Source organism: Pseudomonas sp. MIL9, assembly GCF_016887925.1.
In the GTDB taxonomy this organism is placed as follows: Bacteria; Pseudomonadota; Gammaproteobacteria; order Pseudomonadales; family Pseudomonadaceae; genus Aquipseudomonas; species Aquipseudomonas mohnii.
In genome coordinates this window covers 284,340-303,195 of the sequence record NZ_JAFEHE010000011.1, presented here as the reverse complement: position 1 = coordinate 303,195, position 18,856 = coordinate 284,340, and the positions used below count along the sequence as shown (strand labels likewise).

13 protein-coding genes are annotated in these 18,856 nt (G+C 61.1%); 7 read left to right on the top strand and 6 right to left on the bottom strand.

The features are described 5' to 3' along the window. Positions 1-660: a GntR family transcriptional regulator gene (locus JQF37_RS14920; RefSeq protein WP_130203835.1), complete on the bottom strand. Its 660-nt coding sequence runs from the start codon at positions 658-660 to the stop codon at positions 1-3. A gap of 268 nt (positions 661-928) precedes the next feature. Between JQF37_RS14920 and xdhA the strand changes: the two genes are divergently transcribed. The 4 genes from xdhA (at position 929) to guaD (ending at position 7,085) form a co-directional block, all read left to right on the top strand. Next, positions 929-2,383 (top strand): xanthine dehydrogenase small subunit, encoded by a 1,455-nt coding sequence (gene xdhA / locus JQF37_RS14915; protein WP_130203618.1) that lies wholly within the window; start codon positions 929-931, stop codon positions 2,381-2,383. Beyond that, complete coding sequence (gene xdhB, locus JQF37_RS14910; RefSeq protein WP_130203619.1) at positions 2,376-4,775, top strand: xanthine dehydrogenase molybdopterin binding subunit; 2,400 nt, start codon at positions 2,376-2,378, stop codon at positions 4,773-4,775. Before xdhA ends, xdhB begins: the two co-directional genes overlap by 8 nt. Positions 4,776-4,914: 139 nt before the next feature. After that, positions 4,915-5,778: a xanthine dehydrogenase accessory protein XdhC gene (gene xdhC / locus JQF37_RS14905; protein ID WP_130203620.1), complete on the top strand. Its 864-nt coding sequence runs from the start codon at positions 4,915-4,917 to the stop codon at positions 5,776-5,778. Between the two features lie 2 nt (positions 5,779-5,780). Continuing rightward, complete coding sequence (gene guaD, locus JQF37_RS14900) at positions 5,781-7,085, top strand: guanine deaminase (RefSeq protein WP_130203621.1); 1,305 nt, start codon at positions 5,781-5,783, stop codon at positions 7,083-7,085. A gap of 180 nt (positions 7,086-7,265) precedes the next feature. Here guaD and JQF37_RS14895 read toward each other — a convergent pair whose 3' ends face one another. Then, complete coding sequence (locus tag JQF37_RS14895; RefSeq protein WP_047531465.1) at positions 7,266-8,030, bottom strand: GntR family transcriptional regulator; 765 nt, start codon at positions 8,028-8,030, stop codon at positions 7,266-7,268. A 397-nt stretch (positions 8,031-8,427) separates the two neighbouring features. Between JQF37_RS14895 and JQF37_RS14890 the strand changes: the two genes are divergently transcribed. After that, complete coding sequence (locus tag JQF37_RS14890; protein WP_130203622.1) at positions 8,428-9,621, top strand: benzoate/H(+) symporter BenE family transporter; 1,194 nt, start codon at positions 8,428-8,430, stop codon at positions 9,619-9,621. 125 nt (positions 9,622-9,746) lie between these two features. Here JQF37_RS14890 and JQF37_RS14885 read toward each other — a convergent pair whose 3' ends face one another. After that, on the bottom strand, positions 9,747-10,091 hold the full coding sequence (locus tag JQF37_RS14885; protein ID WP_007896965.1) for a YggL family protein: 345 nt from the start codon (positions 10,089-10,091) through the stop codon (positions 9,747-9,749). A 233-nt stretch (positions 10,092-10,324) separates the two neighbouring features. Here JQF37_RS14885 and dacB point away from each other — a divergent pair, with 233 nt between their 5' ends. Next, complete coding sequence (gene dacB / locus JQF37_RS14880; RefSeq protein ID WP_130203623.1) at positions 10,325-11,785, top strand: D-alanyl-D-alanine carboxypeptidase/D-alanyl-D-alanine-endopeptidase; 1,461 nt, start codon at positions 10,325-10,327, stop codon at positions 11,783-11,785. Positions 11,786-11,960: 175 nt separating this feature from the next. Here dacB and JQF37_RS14875 read toward each other — a convergent pair whose 3' ends face one another. Both JQF37_RS14875 and rlmKL read right to left on the bottom strand, forming a co-directional pair. Further along, positions 11,961-14,372 carry a diguanylate cyclase gene (locus tag JQF37_RS14875; RefSeq protein ID WP_130203624.1) on the bottom strand — a complete coding sequence of 804 codons (2,412 nt, stop codon included), beginning with the start codon at positions 14,370-14,372 and terminating at the stop codon, positions 11,961-11,963. Positions 14,373-14,512: 140 nt separating this feature from the next. Then, the gene (rlmKL, locus tag JQF37_RS14870) at positions 14,513-16,783 is read right to left on the bottom strand and encodes a bifunctional 23S rRNA (guanine(2069)-N(7))-methyltransferase RlmK/23S rRNA (guanine(2445)-N(2))-methyltransferase RlmL (protein WP_130203625.1); all 2,271 of its coding nucleotides are present in this window, start codon (positions 16,781-16,783) and stop codon (positions 14,513-14,515) included. 530 nt (positions 16,784-17,313) lie between these two features. On the opposite strand from rlmKL, the gene JQF37_RS14865 reads away from it, so the two are divergent. Beyond that, positions 17,314-17,529: a ribosome modulation factor gene (locus JQF37_RS14865; RefSeq protein ID WP_003223300.1), complete on the top strand. Its 216-nt coding sequence runs from the start codon at positions 17,314-17,316 to the stop codon at positions 17,527-17,529. A gap of 147 nt (positions 17,530-17,676) precedes the next feature. On the opposite strand, the gene JQF37_RS14860 is transcribed toward JQF37_RS14865, so the two are convergent. Continuing rightward, entirely contained in the window at positions 17,677-18,696 is a 1,020-nt protein-coding gene (locus tag JQF37_RS14860) for a quinone-dependent dihydroorotate dehydrogenase (protein ID WP_130203626.1), read from the bottom strand. Between the last annotated feature and the right edge of the window lie 160 nt (positions 18,697-18,856).

The following is an 18,856-nucleotide window of genomic DNA, read 5'->3' as shown; positions in this document are numbered from 1 at the left end:
TCAGGCGTCCGTCAGGGCGGAGATCACCAGATCGCAGCTGCGCTGGGCGTAAGCCGTCAGCACCAGGCGAATCTGCGCAAAGTCACGGGCGATCACGGCGGCAAGCAGGCGTTCGAACAGTTCCAGAAACTCGCTCATCGACGCTTTGCGCTGATCCAGGGCGAGGAAATAGGCACGGCTCATCGCCGGTTGCAGATTCTCGACGGTTTCCTGCAAGTACGGGTTGTTGGCAAACGGATACGCGGCGCGCATCACGCTGAAACTGTCATCGACGAAGCTGCGAATGTCCTGGCGCTCGAAATCGCTGCTCAGGCGCTGCTGGATCTGCACGAACGGCGCCAGGTCGGCCTGGACTTGCCAGCCATTGGCCACCGCATTGCCCAGCAGGATGTACATCTCGCTCATCAGCGTGCACAGGCTCTTCACATTGTGCGCGGTGAGTTCGGTGACATGGGCGCCACGTCGCGGCAGGATCGCGATCAGGTGCCGGCGTTCAAGGATCAGCAAGGCCTCGCGAACCGAGCCGCGACTGACATTGAGCGCCAGCGTGACCTTCTGTTCCTGGATGCGCTCTCCGGGCTTCATTTCGCCGCGAATGATCCGTTCGGCGAGGTGGTGAGCGATTTGCTCGGCGAGGCTGTCCGGCGCCTTGAACGTCATGGTTGTCCCTTCAAACTCTTCGATCTGTACAGGCGGCGCAGTGTAGCGCAATTGATACGACATGGCGCAGGGCCTGCCCGGTGGTTTTTGGCACGATTCGCGCAAAAAAGCAGGCGATCCCACAAGGGTCAATAATGAAGAAACCGGTTGTCGATCGACAAAATGCCTTTTCCTGACCTTTAAGTCAGAAAATCATTGACCGAAAAGTCAGACCTGCTAAATTCGGTTCAAGTCGGTTAACAACAATAATGAGTCTGCGAGGCCTTCCGTGATCCAGTTTTTACTAAACCAGGAACTCCGTAGCGAGCACGCCCTGGACCCGAACCTGACCGTGCTCAACTATCTGCGCGACCATGTGGGCAAACCCGGCACCAAAGAAGGCTGCGCCAGCGGCGATTGCGGCGCCTGCACCGTGGTGGTCGGCGAGTTGCAAACGGATGACGAGGGCCGCGAACACATTCGCTATCGCAGCCTTAATTCGTGCCTGACCTTCGTGTCGTCCCTGCACGGCAAGCAACTGATCAGCGTCGAAGACCTCAAGCACAAAGGCGAGCTGCACAGCGTGCAGAACGCCATGGTCGAGTGCCACGGCTCGCAGTGCGGTTTTTGCACGCCTGGCTTCGTCATGTCGCTGTTCGCCCTGCAAAAGAACAGCACCGAACCCGACGCCCATAAAGCCCACGAAGCCCTGGCTGGCAACCTCTGCCGCTGCACCGGCTATCGCCCGATCCTGGAAGCGGCCCAACAGTCCTGCTGCGCAAAACAGCCCGACCAGTTCGATGCCCGTGAAGCCGAGACCATTGCCCGCCTCAAAGCCATTGCCCCGACCGATATCGGCGAACTCAACAGTGGCGACAAACGTTGCCTGGTGCCGCTGACGGTGGCCGACCTGGCCGACCTCTACGACGCTTATCCACAGGCCCGCCTGCTGGCCGGTGGCACGGACCTGGCGCTGGAAGTCACCCAGTTCCATCGCACGCTGCCGGTGATGATTTACGTTGGCAACGTCGCCGAAATGAAACGCATCGAACGCTTCGAGGATCGCCTGGAAATCGGTGCCGCCACGGCCCTCTCCGACTGCTACGACGCCTTGAAAACCGAGTACCCGGACTTCGGCGAATTGCTGCAGCGCTTTGCCTCCTTGCAGATCCGTAACCAGGGCACCCTCGGCGGCAACATCGGCAACGCCTCGCCCATCGGCGACTCGCCACCGCTGCTGATCGCCCTCGGCGCACAAATCGTCCTGTGCAAAGGCGAAACCCGCCGCACCCTGGCGCTGGAGGATTACTTCATCGATTACCGCGTCACTGCCCGTCAGGAAAGCGAGTTCATCGAGAAGATCATCGTGCCGCGCGCCAGCGCCGAAAAACTGTTCCGCGCCTACAAAGTCTCCAAGCGCCTGGACGATGACATTTCGGCCGTGTGTGCCGCCTTCAACATTCGCCTGGAAAACGGCATGGTCGCCGAGGCCCGCGTGGCATTCGGCGGCATGGCAGCCATTCCGAAACGTGCCGCCGCCTGTGAAGCCGCGCTGCTTGGCGCGCCTTTCAACAACGCCACGGTCGAACGCGCCTGCGCAGCCCTGGCCGAAGATTTCACACCGCTCTCGGACTTCCGCGCCAGCAAGGAATATCGCCTGCTCAGCGCGCAGAACCTGCTGCGCAAATACTTCATCGAACTGCAAACACCGCACATCGAGACTCGGGTGACCGCTTATGTCTAATCATCACGCCGTAGAGAAGACCCAGGCCGAACTGGCTGAACTGTTCGCCAAGGACCTGACCACCGGTGTCGGCCGCAGCGTCAAGCATGACAGCGCCGCCAAGCATGTGTCCGGTGAAGCGCAGTACATTGATGATCGCCTGGAATTTCCGAACCAGTTGCACGTGTACGCCCGCCTGTCGGACCGTGCCCACGCGAAAATCATCAGCATCGACACTGCGCCCTGCTACGCCTTCGAAGGCGTGCGCATCGCCATCACCCATGAAGACGTACCGGGCCTGAAAGACATCGGCCCGCTGTTGCCGGGCGACCCGCTGCTGGCGATCGACACGGTGCAGTTCGTCGGTCAGCCGGTGGTCGCGGTTGCCGCCAAAGACCTGGAAACCGCGCGCAAGGCCGCGATGGCCGCGATCATTGAATACGAAGATCTCGAGCCGGTGCTGGATGTGGTCGAAGCCCTGCGCAAGCGCCACTTCGTACTCGACAGCCACACCCACCAACGCGGCGATTCAGCCAGTGCCCTGGCCACCGCTGAACATCGCATCCAGGGCACGCTGCACATTGGCGGCCAGGAGCATTTCTATCTGGAAACCCAGATCTCTTCGGTGATGCCGACCGAAGACGGCGGCATGATCGTCTACTGCTCGACCCAGAACCCCACCGAAGTGCAGAAACTGGTGGCCGAAGTGCTGGATGTGTCGATGAACAAAATCGTCGTCGACATGCGCCGCATGGGTGGCGGGTTCGGCGGCAAGGAAACCCAGGCGGCGAGCCCGGCGTGCCTGTGCGCGGTGATCGCGCACCTGACCGGCCAGCCCACCAAGATGCGCCTGCCACGTGTCGAAGACATGCTGATGACCGGCAAGCGTCATCCGTTCTATGTCGAGTACGACGTCGGTTTCGACAGCACCGGCCGCCTGCACGGCATCGCCCTGGAACTGGCCGGCAACTGCGGATGCTCGCCGGACCTGTCGGCCTCGATTGTCGACCGCGCGATGTTTCACTCGGACAACTCGTATTACCTGGGCGACGCGACCATCAACGGTCACCGCTGCAAGACCAACACCGCCTCGAACACCGCCTACCGGGGATTCGGCGGCCCGCAAGGCATGGTCGCCATCGAAGAAGTCATGGACGCCATCGCCCGTCATCTGGCCCTCGATCCGCTGGCCGTGCGCAAGGCCAACTACTACGGCAAGACCGAGCGCAACGTCACTCACTACTACCAGACCGTCGAGCACAACATGCTCGAGGAAATGACCGCCGAACTGGAAGAAAGCAGCCAGTACGCCGAGCGCCGCGAAGCGATCCGTCGCTACAACGCCAACAGCCCGATCCTGAAAAAGGGCCTGGCGCTGACCCCGGTGAAATTCGGCATTTCCTTCACCGCCAGCTTCCTCAACCAGGCAGGGGCCTTGGTGCACGTCTACACCGACGGCAGCATCCACCTCAACCATGGCGGCACCGAAATGGGCCAGGGCCTGAACACCAAAGTCGCGCAGGTCGTGGCCGAAGTGTTCCAGGTGGAAATGGACCGCGTGCAGATCACCGCGACCAACACCGACAAAGTGCCGAACACCTCGCCAACCGCCGCCTCCAGTGGCGCCGACCTGAACGGCAAGGCTGCGCAGAACGCCGCCGAAACCATCAAGCAGCGCCTGGTGGAATTCGCCGCGCGGCAATACAAGGTCAGCGAAGAAGACGTGGAATTCCACAACGGCCACGTGCGGGTTCGCGATCACATCCTGACCTTCGAGGCACTGATCCAACAGGCGTATTTCGCCCAGGTGTCGCTGTCGAGCACCGGGTTCTACAAGACCCCGAAAATCTACTACGACCGCAGCCAGGCCCGTGGTCGTCCGTTCTACTACTTCGCCTTCGGCGCGGCGTGCTGCGAAGTGCTGGTCGACACCCTGACCGGCGAATACAAGATGCTGCGCACCGACATCCTGCACGACGTCGGCGCCTCGCTGAACCCGGCGATCGACATCGGCCAGGTCGAGGGCGGCTTCATCCAGGGCATGGGCTGGCTGACCATGGAAGAGCTGGTCTGGAACAACAAAGGCAAGCTGATGACCAACGGCCCGGCCAGCTACAAGATCCCGGCCGTGGCGGACATGCCGCTGGACCTGCGGGTGAAGCTGGTGGAAAACCGCAAGAACCCGGAAGACACGGTGTTCCATTCCAAGGCCGTGGGCGAACCGCCCTTCATGCTCGGTATCGCCGCGTGGTGTGCGATCAAGGACGCGGTGGCCAGCCTGGGCGACTACAAGCATCAACCGAAAATCGACGCACCGGCGACCCCGGAGCGCGTGCTGTGGGGCTGTGAGCAGATGCGCCAGCTGAAGGTGGCGAAGTCTGTCGAGGCTGAAACCGAGTTGGCCTCGCTCTAGGACCGAGGCGCTGCCATCGCTGGCAAGCCAGCTCCCACAGACAGGCGCTGAATCGCGTTTATGCGATCGACGCAAACCCTGTGGGAGCTGGCTCGCCAGCGAAGAGGCCCGAACAGACAACGAAGATGTCGAGGTGAACATGTACAACTGGATCGACGCCCTCGCCGACCTGCAAAACCAAGGTGAGCCCTGCGTGTTGGTGACCATCATCGAAGAGCTCGGCTCGACGCCGCGCAATGCCGGCTCGAAAATGGTCATCAGTGCCAGCCAGACGTTCGACACCATCGGTGGCGGGCACCTGGAATACAAGGCCATGCAGATCGCCCGCGAGATGCTCGCCAGCGGCAAGCAAGACACCCATCTGGAGCGCTTCAGCCTCGGCGCCAGCCTCGGCCAGTGCTGCGGCGGCGCCACCGTATTGCTGTTCGAACCGATGGGCCAGGTCCAGGCGCAGATCGCCGTGTTCGGTGCCGGCCATGTCGGCCGCGCACTGGTGCCGCTGCTCGCCAGCCTGCCCTGCCGGGTGCGCTGGATCGACTCGCGGGAGGATGAGTTCCCGCAACAGATTCCCCACGGCGTGCGCAAGATCGTCAGTGAAGAACCGGTGGATGAAATCGATGACCTGCCCGCCGGCAGTTATTGCATCGTCATGACCCACAACCACCAGCTCGACCTGGAACTCACCGCGGCGATCCTCAAGCGCAACGATTTCGCTTACTTCGGCCTGATCGGCTCGAGGACCAAACGGGTGAAGTTCGAACATCGTCTGCGTGAGCGCGGGTTCGACAGCAGCGTCGTGCAACGCATGCGCTGCCCGATGGGCATCGGCGAAGTCAAAGGCAAGCTGCCTGTGGAAATCGCCATCTCCATCGCCGGCGAAATCATCGCCACCTATAACGCCAATTTCGGCCAGCAGACCGCCAGCGCCGAACCGATTGCCAAACTGCTGCCCGTGTCGCGCCGCAGTCAAGCCACCCACTTGAAAGCCTCAAACCGAGAATGACCATGCCTTTGACTCGCAAAGCCTACCGCGCCGCCATTCTGCACAGTATCGCCGACCCCGCTGAAGTGGGGATCGAAGCCTCCTACGAGTATTTCGAGGATGGCCTGCTGGTGGTGGATAACGGCCAGATCAGCGCCCTCGGCCACGCCAGTGAATTGCTGCCGACCCTGCCAGCGGACATCGAGATCACTCACTACCAGGATGCCCTGATCACCCCGGGCTTCATCGATACCCACATCCACCTGCCGCAAACCGGCATGGTCGGCGCCTACGGCGAGCAACTGCTGGATTGGCTCAACACCTACACCTTCCCGTGCGAGCGCCAGTTCGCCGACAAGGCCCACGCCGACGAAGTCGCGGACATCTTCATCAAGGAATTGCTGCGCAATGGCACCACCACGGCATTGGTGTTCGGCAGCGTGCATCCGCAATCGGTGAACTCGTTCTTCGAAGCCGCCGAACAGCTGGACCTGCGGATGATCGCCGGCAAGGTCATGATGGACCGCAACGCCCCGGATTATCTGACCGACACCGCCGAGTCCAGCTACGTCGAAAGCAAGGCGCTGATCGAGCGCTGGCACGGCAAGGGCCGCCTGCACTACGCGGTGACCCCGCGCTTCGCCCCGACCAGCACCCCGGAACAACTGACCCTCGCTGGCCAGTTACTGACCGAATACCCCGATCTGTACATGCAGACCCACATCAGCGAGAACCTCAAGGAAATCGAGTGGGTCAAGGAACTGTTCCCGGAGCGTAAAGGCTACCTGGACGTCTACGATCACTACCAGTTGCTGGGCGAGCGCTCGGTGTTTGCCCACGGCGTGCACCTGTGCGATGACGAGTGCGCGCGCCTGGCAGAAACCGGCTCGGCCATCTCGTTCTGTCCGACCTCGAACTTCTTCCTCGGCAGCGGCCTGTTCAACCTGCCGATGGCCGAGAAGCACAAGCTCAATGTCGGCATCGGTACCGATGTCGGTGGCGGCACCAGTTTCTCGCTGCTGCAAACCCTGAACGAAGCGTACAAGGTCATGCAACTGCAAGGTGCGCGCCTGAGCCCGTTCAAGTCGCTGTACCTGGCGACCCTCGGCGGCGCCCGCGCCCTGCGCCTGGAAGACAAGATCGGCAACCTGCAGCCAGGCACGGACGCAGACTTCCTGGTGCTGGACTACAACGCCACGCCGTTGCTGGACTATCGCCTGAAACAGGCCAACAACATTGCCGAGACGTTGTTCGTGCTGATGACCCTGGGGGATGACCGGACGGTGCAGCAGACGTATGCGGCGGGGAATCTGGTGCATCAGCGCTGAGTTTTCTTCGGGCATAAAAAATCCCCCGCCGCTTTTCAGCCCGGGGGATTTTTATTGCCTGTCAGTCCGTCATCGCTGGCAAGCCAGCTCCCACAGGGGCCGAGGTGAATTGCAAGTTTTTGTAAACACCGAAGATCATTGTGGGAGCTGGCTTGCCAGCGATAGAGGCGACGCGGTCCGTCAGATTTTCGCCGGCGACCGCCCCGGCTTCTTGGTCTGCAACAAATGCGAAAACACCGCATGCAAATCATCCGACGCACTTTCTTCGTCAAGGTTGAGCTTGCTGTCGATGTGATCCATGTGATGCATCATCAGGTCCACCGCCAGTTCACCGTTGCGCGCCTCGATGGCATCGATCAACTGGGTGTGCTCGTCGTAGGAACAGTGGGAACGGTTGCCGCTTTCGTATTGGGCAATGATCAGCGAAGTCTGGGACACCAGGCTGCGCTGGAAGCTGATCAACGGGGCGTTTTTCGCCGCTTCGGCCAGTTTCAGGTGGAATTCGCCCGACAGGCGGATGCCCGCACCGCGATCGCCACGGGAGAAGCTGTCGCGCTCGTCGTTGACCATCTGCCGCAATTCGGCAATCTGTTCGGCGGTGGCATGCTGCACCGCCAGTTCGGTGATTGCGCGCTCTACCAGACGCCGGGCCATGAACACCTGACGCGCCTCTTCGACACTCGGGCTGGCCACCACCGCGCCGCGATTCGGACGCAGCAGCACCACCCCTTCATGAGCCAGGCGCGACAGCGCACGGCGAATGATGGTGCGGCTGACCCCGAAAATTTCCCCCAGCGCTTCTTCGCTCAACTTGGTGCCGGGCGCCAGACGCTGTTCGAGGATGGCCTCGAAGATATGCGCATAGACAATATCGTCCTGGGTACCGCTGCGGCCGGCTTTGCCTGCTCGCGGTTGTTTCTTGAGGGGCTGCAACTGTTCGTTCATGGGCACTCGAGTCGGGAGAACTGCGGCGAATTGACCGTGACTGTAATACGGCACAGTGGGTCGCTGGCAAGTATCGCGTAAAAAACACTGTGATTGTACACAATGGATGGTGGCAACACGACTGTATGGCTGTTTGTTGCTTCCGCTGTACTGCAACGGTTGGTTACGTTTGAGTTTAGGCTTAATCCGCAAATTGGGTGCGTCGTCCCCGCACAAGCGCTTTTGTGGCGAGGGGGGCTTGCCCGCATTAAGCTGCCAAGCGGCCCCAGGCCTGCCAGTTGGCCGCCAACATTGAACACGGGTCCACAGAACGTGCGACGGCTGCGCCGCCGAACGGGGGCAAGCCCCCTCGCCACAAGACCCTTTAAAGCTTCCTCAGTACAAGGAACCCACCGTCATGAACGACGCCACGCACACGCAACTGCGCCCATGGGCCGATACATCACCTTCGGCCATCGTCGCCGGTTTCATCGCCATGATGACCGGCTATACCAGCTCCCTGGTGCTGATGTTCCAGGCCGGGCAAGCGGCCGGCCTGACCAGCGGGCAGATTTCGTCGTGGATCTGGGCGATTTCCATCGGTATGGCGGTGTGTTCCATCGGTCTGTCCCTGCGCTATCGCACGCCGATTACCATCGCCTGGTCGACCCCCGGTGCGGCGTTGCTGATCACCAGCCTTGGCGGCGTGAGCTATGGCGAAGCCATTGGTGCCTACATAACCTGCGCGGTACTGGTGACGATTTGCGGGCTGACCGGCAGCTTCGAACGCCTGGTGAAAAAGATCCCGGCGTCATTGGCCGCCGCGTTACTGGCCGGGATTCTGTTCAAGATCGGCAGCGAGATTTTCATCGCCGCGCAGCATCGCACGGCGCTGGTGCTGGGTATGTTTTTTACCTACCTGGTGGTCAAGCGCCTGTCGCCCCGCTACGCCGTACTAGGGGCATTGCTGATCGGAACAGCGTTGTCGGGGTTCATGGGCCTGCTGGACTTCAGCGGCTTTCACCTGGAAGTGGCCACGCCGGTCTGGACCACGCCGCACTTCTCCCTGGCGGCGACCATCAGCATCGGCATTCCCCTGTTCGTCGTGGCGATGACCTCGCAAAACATGCCCGGCGTCGCAGTGTTACGCGCCGATGGCTACACCGTGCCGGCCTCGCCGCTGATCACCACCACCGGCATCGCTTCGCTGCTGTTGGCGCCGTTCGGCTCCCACGGGATCAACCTGGCCGCCATCAGCGCAGCGATCTGCACCGGGCCGCATGCCCATGAGGATCGCAACAAGCGCTACACGGCAGCGGTGTGGTGCGGGATTTTCTACGGGATCGCCGGCGTTTTCGGCGCAACGCTGGCGGCCTTGTTCGCGGCGTTGCCCAAGGAGCTGGTGCTGTCGATTGCCGCACTGGCGTTGTTTGGCTCGATCATCAATGGTCTGAGCATCGCCATGAGCGAGGTGAAGGAACGGGAAGCGGCGCTGATCACCTTCATGGTCACGGCATCGGGGCTGACGCTGTTTTCCATTGGCTCGGCGTTTTGGGGGATTGTCGCGGGGGTGGTGACGCTGATGATTCTGAACTGGCGCAAGGCCCTGTAGGAGCGAGCTTGCTCGCGATGGTCGTCAACGATAACGCTGGAAGCAAGACACCCCGCGGCGCTTTCAGGTTCATCGCGACTCTTACAAAAAAAACGGCGACCCTCAGGTCGCCGTTTTTTTGAACATCATGCTACCGGATTGATCGGCTTTTCCGGGTACCAGACGTCGATCAGCGGGCTGACAGTCGCTTCGGTCAGTTCACTGCGGCCCTTGAGCCAGGCTTCAACAGCAGCACGCTGCTCTTCGGACACCGAGCCACGCTTCTGCAGGCAAACCAGACCGAAGTCGTCGCCGCCAACATAGCCCAGACCGTTGGCTTCCATGGCTTCTTTGAGGAACGCGTCGAGGAAAGCATCAATGGCTTCATCAGCCAAATCTTCTTTGAAATCCAGGTTCAGTTCGAAACCCAGCTCTTGAAATTCATCGACGCACAGTTTTTTGCGCAGACGCTGGGAACGGTTAGTCGCCATTGGAACAATCCTCATAAGTAATAACGGGCGGCACTTTAGCAGTTTAAGCTGCCGATTACTCGCCTCTGAACGGCGCCAGCCCTACCGCCCGGTAAAAAAATAGCGGATTAGAAGGGTAAGGCACGGCACAAGCCACGACACCTTGGGGCATAATGCCGACACTTTCATGACCACTGAGGGAATTTATCTTCATGCCCTCGTCTTTTCCCCTCGGCTGTAGGGTTTTATTTCAAATGATCAAATCGTTGCGTCCATTACTGCTGGCCGGCCTTCTCCTTCCCCTGGCCCTCCCTGTTTCCGCTGATCCCATCAATACCGCGTTATCGCCCAACGTTGAAAAAGCCCTGAAGGCCAGCAAACTGCAGGACAACGCCCTGTCGCTGGTGATGATTCCACTGACCGGCCCGGGCACCCCGACCGTTTTCAACGCCGACGTATCGGTCAACCCGGCCTCGACCATGAAGCTGGTCACCACCTACGCGGCTCTGGAAATGCTCGGCCCGAACCATCAGTGGAAAACCGAGTTCTACACTGACGGCACCCTCAGCGGCGGCATCCTCAATGGCAACCTCTACCTCAAGGGTGGCGGTGATCCGAAGCTGAACATGGAAAAACTCTGGCTGCTGATGCGCGACCTGCGCGCCAATGGCGTCACCCAGGTCACCGGCGACCTGGTGCTGGACAAGAACTTTTTCGTGCAACCGCAACTGCCAGAGTTCAACGACGACGGCAATGACGAAAACAAGCCGTTCCTGGTCAAACCCGATGCCCTGCTGGTCAACCTCAAGGCCCTGCGATTCGTCGCGCGCAACGACTCCGGCAAAGTGCTGGTTTCGGTGGAACCGCCGATTGCCAGCATCCGCATCGACAATCAGGTCAAGGCCATCAATTCCAAGCAATGCACCGGCGGCGTGCGCTACAACCCGGTGCCCCAGGCCGATGGCAGCGTGACCGTGACCGTGGGTGGCCAACTGGGCGAAGGCTGCAGCTCGCAGACGTATCTGTCGCTGCTCGATCACGCGACCTACACCGCTGGCGCCGTGCGGGCGATCTGGAAAGAACTGGGTGGCAGCATTCAGGGCAGGGATGTCCTGGCACCAACGCCCAAGGATGCCAAGGTGCTGGCACGGGCATTCTCGCCGGACCTGGCGGAGATCATCCGCGACATCAATAAATACAGTAACAACACCATGGCTCAGCAGCTGTTCCTGAGCCTGGGCCAGAAATTCCGCACCGACGCCGATGCCGACGATGCCAAGGCTGCCCAGCGCGTGGTACGTCAGTGGCTGGCGAGGAAAGGCATCACCGCGCCGCACCTGGTGATGGAGAACGGCTCCGGCCTGTCCCGTGCCGAGCGGGTCAGCGCCCGGGAAATGGCGTCGATGCTGCAAGCCGCGTGGCACAGCCCTTACTCCGCCGAGTACATCAGTTCGATGCCGATTGCCGGCACCGACGGCACCATGCGCAAACGCCTGAAAACCACCGCGATGCGCGGTGAAGCCCACGTCAAGACCGGCACCCTGAACACGGTGCGCGCGATCGCCGGCTTCAGCCGCGATATCAATGGCAATACCTGGGCGGTGGTGGCGATCCTCAACGACAAGGCTCCGTTCGGTGCCTCGTCGGTGCTCGATCAGGTGCTGCTGGATCTGTACCGCCAGCCGAAACTGGCGCAGACCGCTTCGGTTCTGTAAGACACTGCAAAAACAGTGTAGGAGCGAGCTTGCTCGCGAAGGTGTTTCAGTTGACAACTCTGTGGCTGATTTACCATCGCGAGCGGGCTTGCCCCTACAGGGATGGTGTTACATACCCCCCTGTAGGAGCCAGCCTGCTGGCGAGGGTCGTTAACGATAACGCGGATGACCTGGGTCAGTCCGCCTCGCCCTGAACCCGATCCCGACCCTCAAGCTTCGCCACATAGACCCCCGAGTCCGCCCGCAGCAACAGCGCATCCGCGCCCTCACCCACCCGCCAACTGGCAATCCCGAAACTCGCCGTGACGACGCCCACTTGGTCGATCGGTGCACTGCGCAGGCTTTGCCACAACTCCACCGCCAGCAAATAGGCCTGCGCGCTGCCAATATCCGGGCAAAGCACCATGAACTCCTCGCCACCCAGTCGACAGAACACATCCGTGCGACGCAGCCGCTGGCCGATGCGCTCGCACACGGCCTGCAATACCCGGTCGCCCACCGCGTGGCCATATTGGTCATTGATGCGCTTGAAGTGGTCGATGTCGAGCATGATCACCGAAAGTTCTCCACTGCCGCGCTCGACCCGGGCCATCTCGCCGGTCAGGCGTTCCTGGAAATAGCGGCGGTTGTGGATACCGGTCAGGGAGTCGGTGACCGACAGCGCCCGCAGCTCCTCTTCCACCCGTTTCAAATCGGAAATGTCCGAGATATAGCCATGCCAGAGCACGCCACCGCCGGGCAGTTCCTCCGGGGTCGCCTCGCCGCGCACCCAGCGCAGGCCACGCTGGGGAAGCTGCACCCGGTACTCTTCACGCCAGGGGCTGAGGGTGTCGGCAGAGGCGCGGATCGAAGCACGAACCCGAGTGGTGTCCTGGGGGTGAATCCGCATGAAGATCGCTTCGGCGTTGAGCAACAGAACGTCCGGATCGAGCTCGTAGATCTCGCGGATACCGTCGCTGGCGTAAATCACACTGAAGCGTCCGTCGAACTCCATCTTGAACTGGTAGATCCCGCCGGGGACATGGGCGCTGAGTTTCTTCAACAGCAAGTCGCGAGCGGCCAGCGCCTCATGCACGCGTTTGCGCTCGGTGATGTCGATGCAAATGGCCAGGTGCCCGACCCACAACCCCTGCTCGTCGAGCACCGGGGTCGCCAGCATGTTGACCATCAAATAGCTGCCATCGCCACGCACCAGTGTCCATTCCCGCCCTTCATGACCGCCCTCCACACTGCCTTCCACACCACCCTCGACCAGCATCGCCTGGCAGGTCGGCACCGGTTTGCCATAACGTGCGCTCAACTCTGCCGAACGTGCAGCGAGCTCGCGGGGCAGGTGCAGGTTTTCCAGGGTCATGTGACCCACCACTTCGGCGGCGCGGTAGCCGAGCATCTGTTCGGCGCCGGCATTGAAGGTGCTGATGACCCCACGCAAGTCCGTGGCGATGATCGCGACCTGGGTCGCGGCGTTCAACACGCCGCGCAGCTGGCCGTGGGTGCCGCGTAACTCCTGCTCGCGAGCGCGCAGTTCCACGGTCCGCTGATCGACCAGCTTCAACGCGCGCTGACGTTGACTGACCAACACATAAAGCAAGGCACTGAGCAACACACTGAGCAAACCGCCGAGCACCACCAACGAGGTCACCGACGAATGGTTGGCCTGCAGGAAGGCCTCGCTGGGCTGGATATCGACCTGATAATCATGATCAGCCAGGCGCACCAGGCGAGTCGACGACAATTCACTGAAGGCCGGTGCATTGGGTGACTCAAACAGCACTTCGTGCTGGTCGTCTGTGGATAAGTCGAGAATGCGTACCGAGAGATAGTCACGCCCGGCCTCTGGCAACCCATCGGCCAGCAACTGACGCATGCTGATCACCGCCATGACATAACCAAAGGGTTTGCTCTTCGCTGCATCGGGGTCATCGCGCGACATGACAGGCGCGACCAGCAGCACGCCCCGCGCATAAGCCGGCTCGATGCTGACCAGATGCATCGGTTGCGACACCGCCATGCCCCGATGCTGGTCGGCCCGCTCCAGGGTCGCGCGCCGCAGGGGCTGGGCCAGCAAGTCATAGCCAAGCGGCGCCCCAAGTTTGCTTTGTGTCTGGCTGTACAGCACCGGCACGTACTCATCACGCTCGCCGGCCAGTTGCAGTTGGCCGTCGGCGGTGAGCTCGCGCACTGTGAAATTCGTCAGGCCCTCATCCCGCACCCGGCGCTCGAACGCCGCCCGCTGGTCGCCACTGATGCGTTCGGCGAACGAATAGGCTTGGGTACGGCGTAACAGAGGCTGTGTATAGCCGTTGAATTCTTCACGGGAGATTGCATCGGAATTGGCAAAGAACCGGCGCAGGCCATCGAGGCGCTGTTCCTGGTCTTCAAAACGCTCTTCGATACGGCTGTAACGCTCACTGGCCAGCAGTTGGAAACGTTGCCGCAGTTGATGGTGAAACAGGTTCAGGGTCGACCAGGCGAGCAACCCGGTGAGGACCCCGCCGACGAGCAATACCAGCAGCGCGACCAGCCAGGCCGACACGTCTTCGCTGATAAAACCCAGGATCTTTGGGCGCACGGCGTGCAACGACATAAACGCAACTCAAAACGCCAGGTGCAGGAAAGCCCTTTGGCCCTGAGAGGAGTTATAGCTATTAGCCACTAATTTGACCAGTGCGGAAGGAATCCAAGAGCCTTTAAAAATCAAGGCTCTGTGGATCCAATCTTCCGGTGTCAGCGGGCCGTGATTTTCCAGGCACGATGGATCTTGCCGTTACGGGCGAAATCCGGATCGATGGTCTGGGCGGTGATTTCCTCGACCGCATAACGCTCGCTGAGGTTGGGTTCCAGTTCGAACTTGCGGAAGTTGTTGGAGAAGTACAACACCCCGCCTGCCGCCAGACGTGCCATGGCCAGGTCAATCAACTGCACCTGGTCACGTTGTACGTCGAAGATCCCTTCCATGCGCTTGGAGTTGGAGAAGGTCGGCGGGTCGATAAAGATCAGGTCGTACTCTTCGCGAGCATTTTCCAGCCAGGCCATCACATCGCCCTGCTCCAGGCGGTTCTTGTCGGAAAAACCGTTCAGCGACAGGTTGCGGCGCGCCCAGTCCAGGTAGGTTTTCGACAGATCGACACTGGTGGTGCTGCGCGCGCCGCCCTTGGCCGCATGAACGCTGGCGGTCGCGGTGTAGCAGAACAGGTTGAGGAAACGCTTGCCGGCGGCCTCTTTCTGAATGCGCATGCGCATCGGCCGGTGATCGAGGAACAGGCCGGTGTCGAGGTAATCGGTGAGGTTCACCAGCAGCTTAACGCCGCCTTCATTGACCTCGACGAACTTGCCCTGCGCAGCCTGACGTTCGTACTGTTTGGTGCCGCTCTGACGCTCGCGGCGCTTGACCACCACGCGACTCTTGTCGATGTTCAAGGCCTGCGGAATCGCCGCCAGGGCATCGAACATGCGCGCCGACGCCTTTTCCGGGTCGATGGATTTCGGCGCGGCGTATTCCTGAACGTGGACCCAATCGTGATACAGGTCGATGGCCATGGAGTATTCCGGCATGTCGGCATCGTAGACGCGGTAGCAATCGATGCCCTCACGCTTGACCCACTTGCCCAGCGCCTTGAGATTTTTTTGCAGGCGGTTGGCAAACATCTGCCCGCCTTCACTCAGGCGTGGCTGCTCGATCACCGGCGCAGGTGCCGGCGCCGGTTTGATCGGATTGCCGTTTTTGTTGTACTTGCGTTCTTGCGGCTCGGTCGGTGCCTGATCGTAGACCGCTTGCTCACGTTCGGCCTGACGCTGTTCCGGGGTACGACGCTCGCCGGTGACGAACTGGTCCGGCAGCACCTTGATCAGCAGCAGTTTGCACGGCAAGGCGCCGTTCCAGAACGAATACTGCTTGTGGCTGCGGATGCCCATGCGCTTGCCCAGGTCCGGCGCGCCGGTGAACACGGCCGCTTCCCAGTTCAGGCAGGCCTGGCGCAGGCGTTCGCCAAGGTTCTGGTAGAGGTAGAGCAGGCTCGCCTCGTCGCCCAGACGCTCGCCGTACGGTGGGTTGCAGATCACCAGGCCTTTCTGGTTCTGGTCCGGGCGCGGCTCGAAGGTCGCGACTTCGCCCTGGTAGATCTTGATCCACTCGCTCAGGCCGGCACGCTCGACGTTATTGCGGCCCGGCTGAATCAGGCGCGGGTCGGCTTCGTAGCCGCGAATCCACAGCGGTGGCTTGGCCAGACCGGCCGCCGCACGCTCGACGGCTTCTTCATGCAGCTTTTTCCACAGCGCCGGCACGTGGCCGAGCCACGCGGTGAAGCCCCACTGCTCGCGGCGCAGGTTCGGTGCCATGTCGGCGGCGATCATCGCAGCTTCGACGAGGAACGTACCGACACCGCACATCGGGTCCGCCAGTGCGCCGCCTTCGGCCGCAATGCGTGGCCAGCCGGAACGGATCAGGATGGCGGCCGCGAGGTTTTCCTTCAGCGGCGCCGCGCCCTGCTGCAGGCGGTAGCCGCGCTGGTGCAGGCTGTGGCCGGACAGGTCGAGGGACAGGATCGCTTCGCCACGGTCCAGGCGCAGGTGGATGCGCAGGTCCGGGTTGAGCTTGTCGATGGACGGGCGATCGCCCTGCGGAGTGCGCAGTTTGTCGACGATGGCGTCCTTGACCTTCAAGGCACCGAAGTGAGTGTTGTCGATGCCCGAGCCGTGACCGCTGAACTCGACGGCCAGGGTGCCGTCGTTGAGCATGTGGTCTTGCCACTCGATATCGAGCACGCCGTGATAGAGGTCTTCGGCGTCCTTCATCGGGAAGCGCTTGAGCACCAGCAGCACGCGGTTCGCCAGGCGCGACCACAGGCACAGGCGATAAGCGGTTTCCATGGTGGCCATGCCGCGCACGGCAGAGGTGTGCTCACGTGCTTCCTCAAGGCCAAGCCCGACGGCTTCCTCGATGAGCAGGCCTTCGAGGCCTTTGGGGCAAGTGAGGAAGAGTTCGAAACGATCGGACATGGGAGTTCCAGAGCCTTTAGCTGAGTGAGCCGGCAACGCATTGCCGGCCCGGTTTTCAATCAGGCGCTTTTCTCGAAGAGCGCCCGCGTGGCACGAAGGTGTGCCGTTCCACCCCTGCTGCTCGGGTTAAATGAGCTTAGATGCAAGGACAGATAAAAAAGTTGATGCAACAAAATGTCATAAGTCGACCCTTCGTCGAATAATCCCGCACTGCAACGCGAGACATTCTCACCAAATGACTAACCCCGGCATCCTGCGGGGGGCCGATCATACAGGGCTTTGATCAATAAATACGGGGCAATCATCGTGTTACTTATGGCCATAGCATCTTTATCGTTACGTCCTTATGACAAAACGATCATTCCCTCGATGTGACGCATTGGTTAGAACTCAACTCAGGTTGGCGCCGCAACGACGCCAACACCTTGGCTCGCCACGCCGGCAGCGAGCCCCCAACGGCAGAGTTTTTCTGCCTGACCTCGATTGAGGTCGACGCGATGAAAACAGTCAACAAGTGAGGGCTACACCCTATGAGAAGACTTAAGCGTGATCCGTTGGAAAGAGCGTTTTTGCGCGGATATCAATATGGCGTTGGTGGCAAATCCCGTGAGCTTTGCCCATTTACTCTACCGTCGGTACGCCAAGCCTGGATCAACGGCTGGCGAGAAGGACGCGGCGACAACTGGGACGGTATGACCGGCACTGCGGGAATCCACAGACTCAACGAACTTCACGCCGTCGGCTAATACAGGGCACACACTCCGACACGACAATCTGATTACGTAACGAATTAACCACGCACGTCCCATCCGGACGGCGGGCTCCGGCCCAGGGGCTCCTTAGAGGAGCCCTTTTTTATGCCTGTTCAAAACTCATCGGCATAGCCACAGGGATCAACGCAGCGCTGCGATGGCGTCTACCGACTCACGAATCAGCGCCGGGCCTTTATAGATGAAGCCGGAGTAGATCTGCACCAGGCTCGCCCCCGCGGTGATTTTTTCCGCCGCGTGCTTGCCTTCGGTGATGCCGCCCGCCGCGATGATCGGCAAGCGACCCGCCAGTTCCGCCGCCAGTACTTTCACGGTGTGGGTGCTCTTGTCGCGAACCGGTGCACCGGACAAACCACCCGCCTCGTCACCATGCTCCATGCCTTCGACGCCTACGCGGCTCAAGGTGGTGTTGGTGGCGATGACCGCGTCCATTCCGGTTTCGATCAACGCCTGCGCGACCTGTGCGGTTTCTTCGTCGCTCATGTCCGGAGCGATCTTGATCGCCAGGGGCACGTGTTTGCCATGGCGCAGCGCCAGTTCCGCCCGGCGCGTGGCCAGGTCGGCCAGCAGTTGCTTGAGCGAGTCACCGAACTGCAGGCTACGCAGCCCCGGCGTGTTCGGCGAGCTGACGTTGACCGTCACATAGCTGGCATGGGCGTAAACCTTGTCCAGGCAAATCAGGTAATCGTCGACCGCGCGCTCGACCGGAGTATCGAAGTTCTTGCCGATGTTGATGCCCAGCACACCTTTGTACTTGGACGCAGCGACGCGGGCCAGCAGGTGATCGACGCCAAGGTTGTTGAAGCCCATGCGATTGATGATCGCCTCGGCTTCCGGCAGGCGGAACAGGCGTGGCTTCGGGTTACCCGGTTGTGGACGCGGGGTGACGGTGCCGATTTCGACAAAGCCAAAACCCAGCTGCGCAAAACCGTCGATGGCCGCGCCGTTCTTGTCCAGACCGGCCGCCAGGCCCACCGGGTTCGGAAAGTCCAGGCCCATGACCGTCACCGGCACCTTCGCCGGGGCCTTGCACAACAAGCCGTTGAGCCCCAGACGCCCGCCCGCGCCGATCAGGTCCAGGGACAGATCGTGGGAGGTTTCCGGGGAAAGTTTGAACAACAGCTGACGGGCCAGGGTGTACATGGGCGGGTTTGACTCTGGGCTATGAAAAGTGGCAGCGATTATAGCCGGGCAAGCGGCCCGCAGGCGAGGCGCGCGATTCAATCAACGGACGATGGCATATGCCTTGCACCGATCCTGACATCAGCACTCATGCCAACGGCGGGATGAGTGCCAGGACAAT

Bases quoted from the DNA above. Each gene is read 5' to 3' on its own strand.
- JQF37_RS14865 (WP_003223300.1), top strand. From the start codon at position 17,314: ATGAGAAGACTTAAGCGTGATCCGTTGGAAAGAGCGTTTTTGCGCGGA.
- JQF37_RS14895 (WP_047531465.1), bottom strand. From the start codon at position 8,030: ATGAACGAACAGTTGCAGCCCCTCAAGAAACAACCGCGAGCAGGCAAA.
- JQF37_RS14875 (WP_130203624.1), bottom strand. From the start codon at position 14,372: ATGTCGTTGCACGCCGTGCGCCCAAAGATCCTGGGTTTTATCAGCGAA.
- guaD (WP_130203621.1), top strand. From the start codon at position 5,781: ATGCCTTTGACTCGCAAAGCCTACCGCGCCGCCATTCTGCACAGTATC.
- JQF37_RS14860 (WP_130203626.1), bottom strand. From the start codon at position 18,696: ATGTACACCCTGGCCCGTCAGCTGTTGTTCAAACTTTCCCCGGAAACC.
- JQF37_RS14885 (WP_007896965.1), bottom strand. From the start codon at position 10,091: ATGGCGACTAACCGTTCCCAGCGTCTGCGCAAAAAACTGTGCGTCGAT.
- xdhB (WP_130203619.1), top strand. From the start codon at position 2,376: ATGTCTAATCATCACGCCGTAGAGAAGACCCAGGCCGAACTGGCTGAA.
- JQF37_RS14920 (WP_130203835.1), bottom strand. From the start codon at position 660: ATGACGTTCAAGGCGCCGGACAGCCTCGCCGAGCAAATCGCTCACCAC.
- rlmKL (WP_130203625.1), bottom strand. From the start codon at position 16,783: ATGTCCGATCGTTTCGAACTCTTCCTCACTTGCCCCAAAGGCCTCGAA.
- xdhC (WP_130203620.1), top strand. From the start codon at position 4,915: ATGTACAACTGGATCGACGCCCTCGCCGACCTGCAAAACCAAGGTGAG.
- JQF37_RS14890 (WP_130203622.1), top strand. From the start codon at position 8,428: ATGAACGACGCCACGCACACGCAACTGCGCCCATGGGCCGATACATCA.
- dacB (WP_130203623.1), top strand. From the start codon at position 10,325: ATGATCAAATCGTTGCGTCCATTACTGCTGGCCGGCCTTCTCCTTCCC.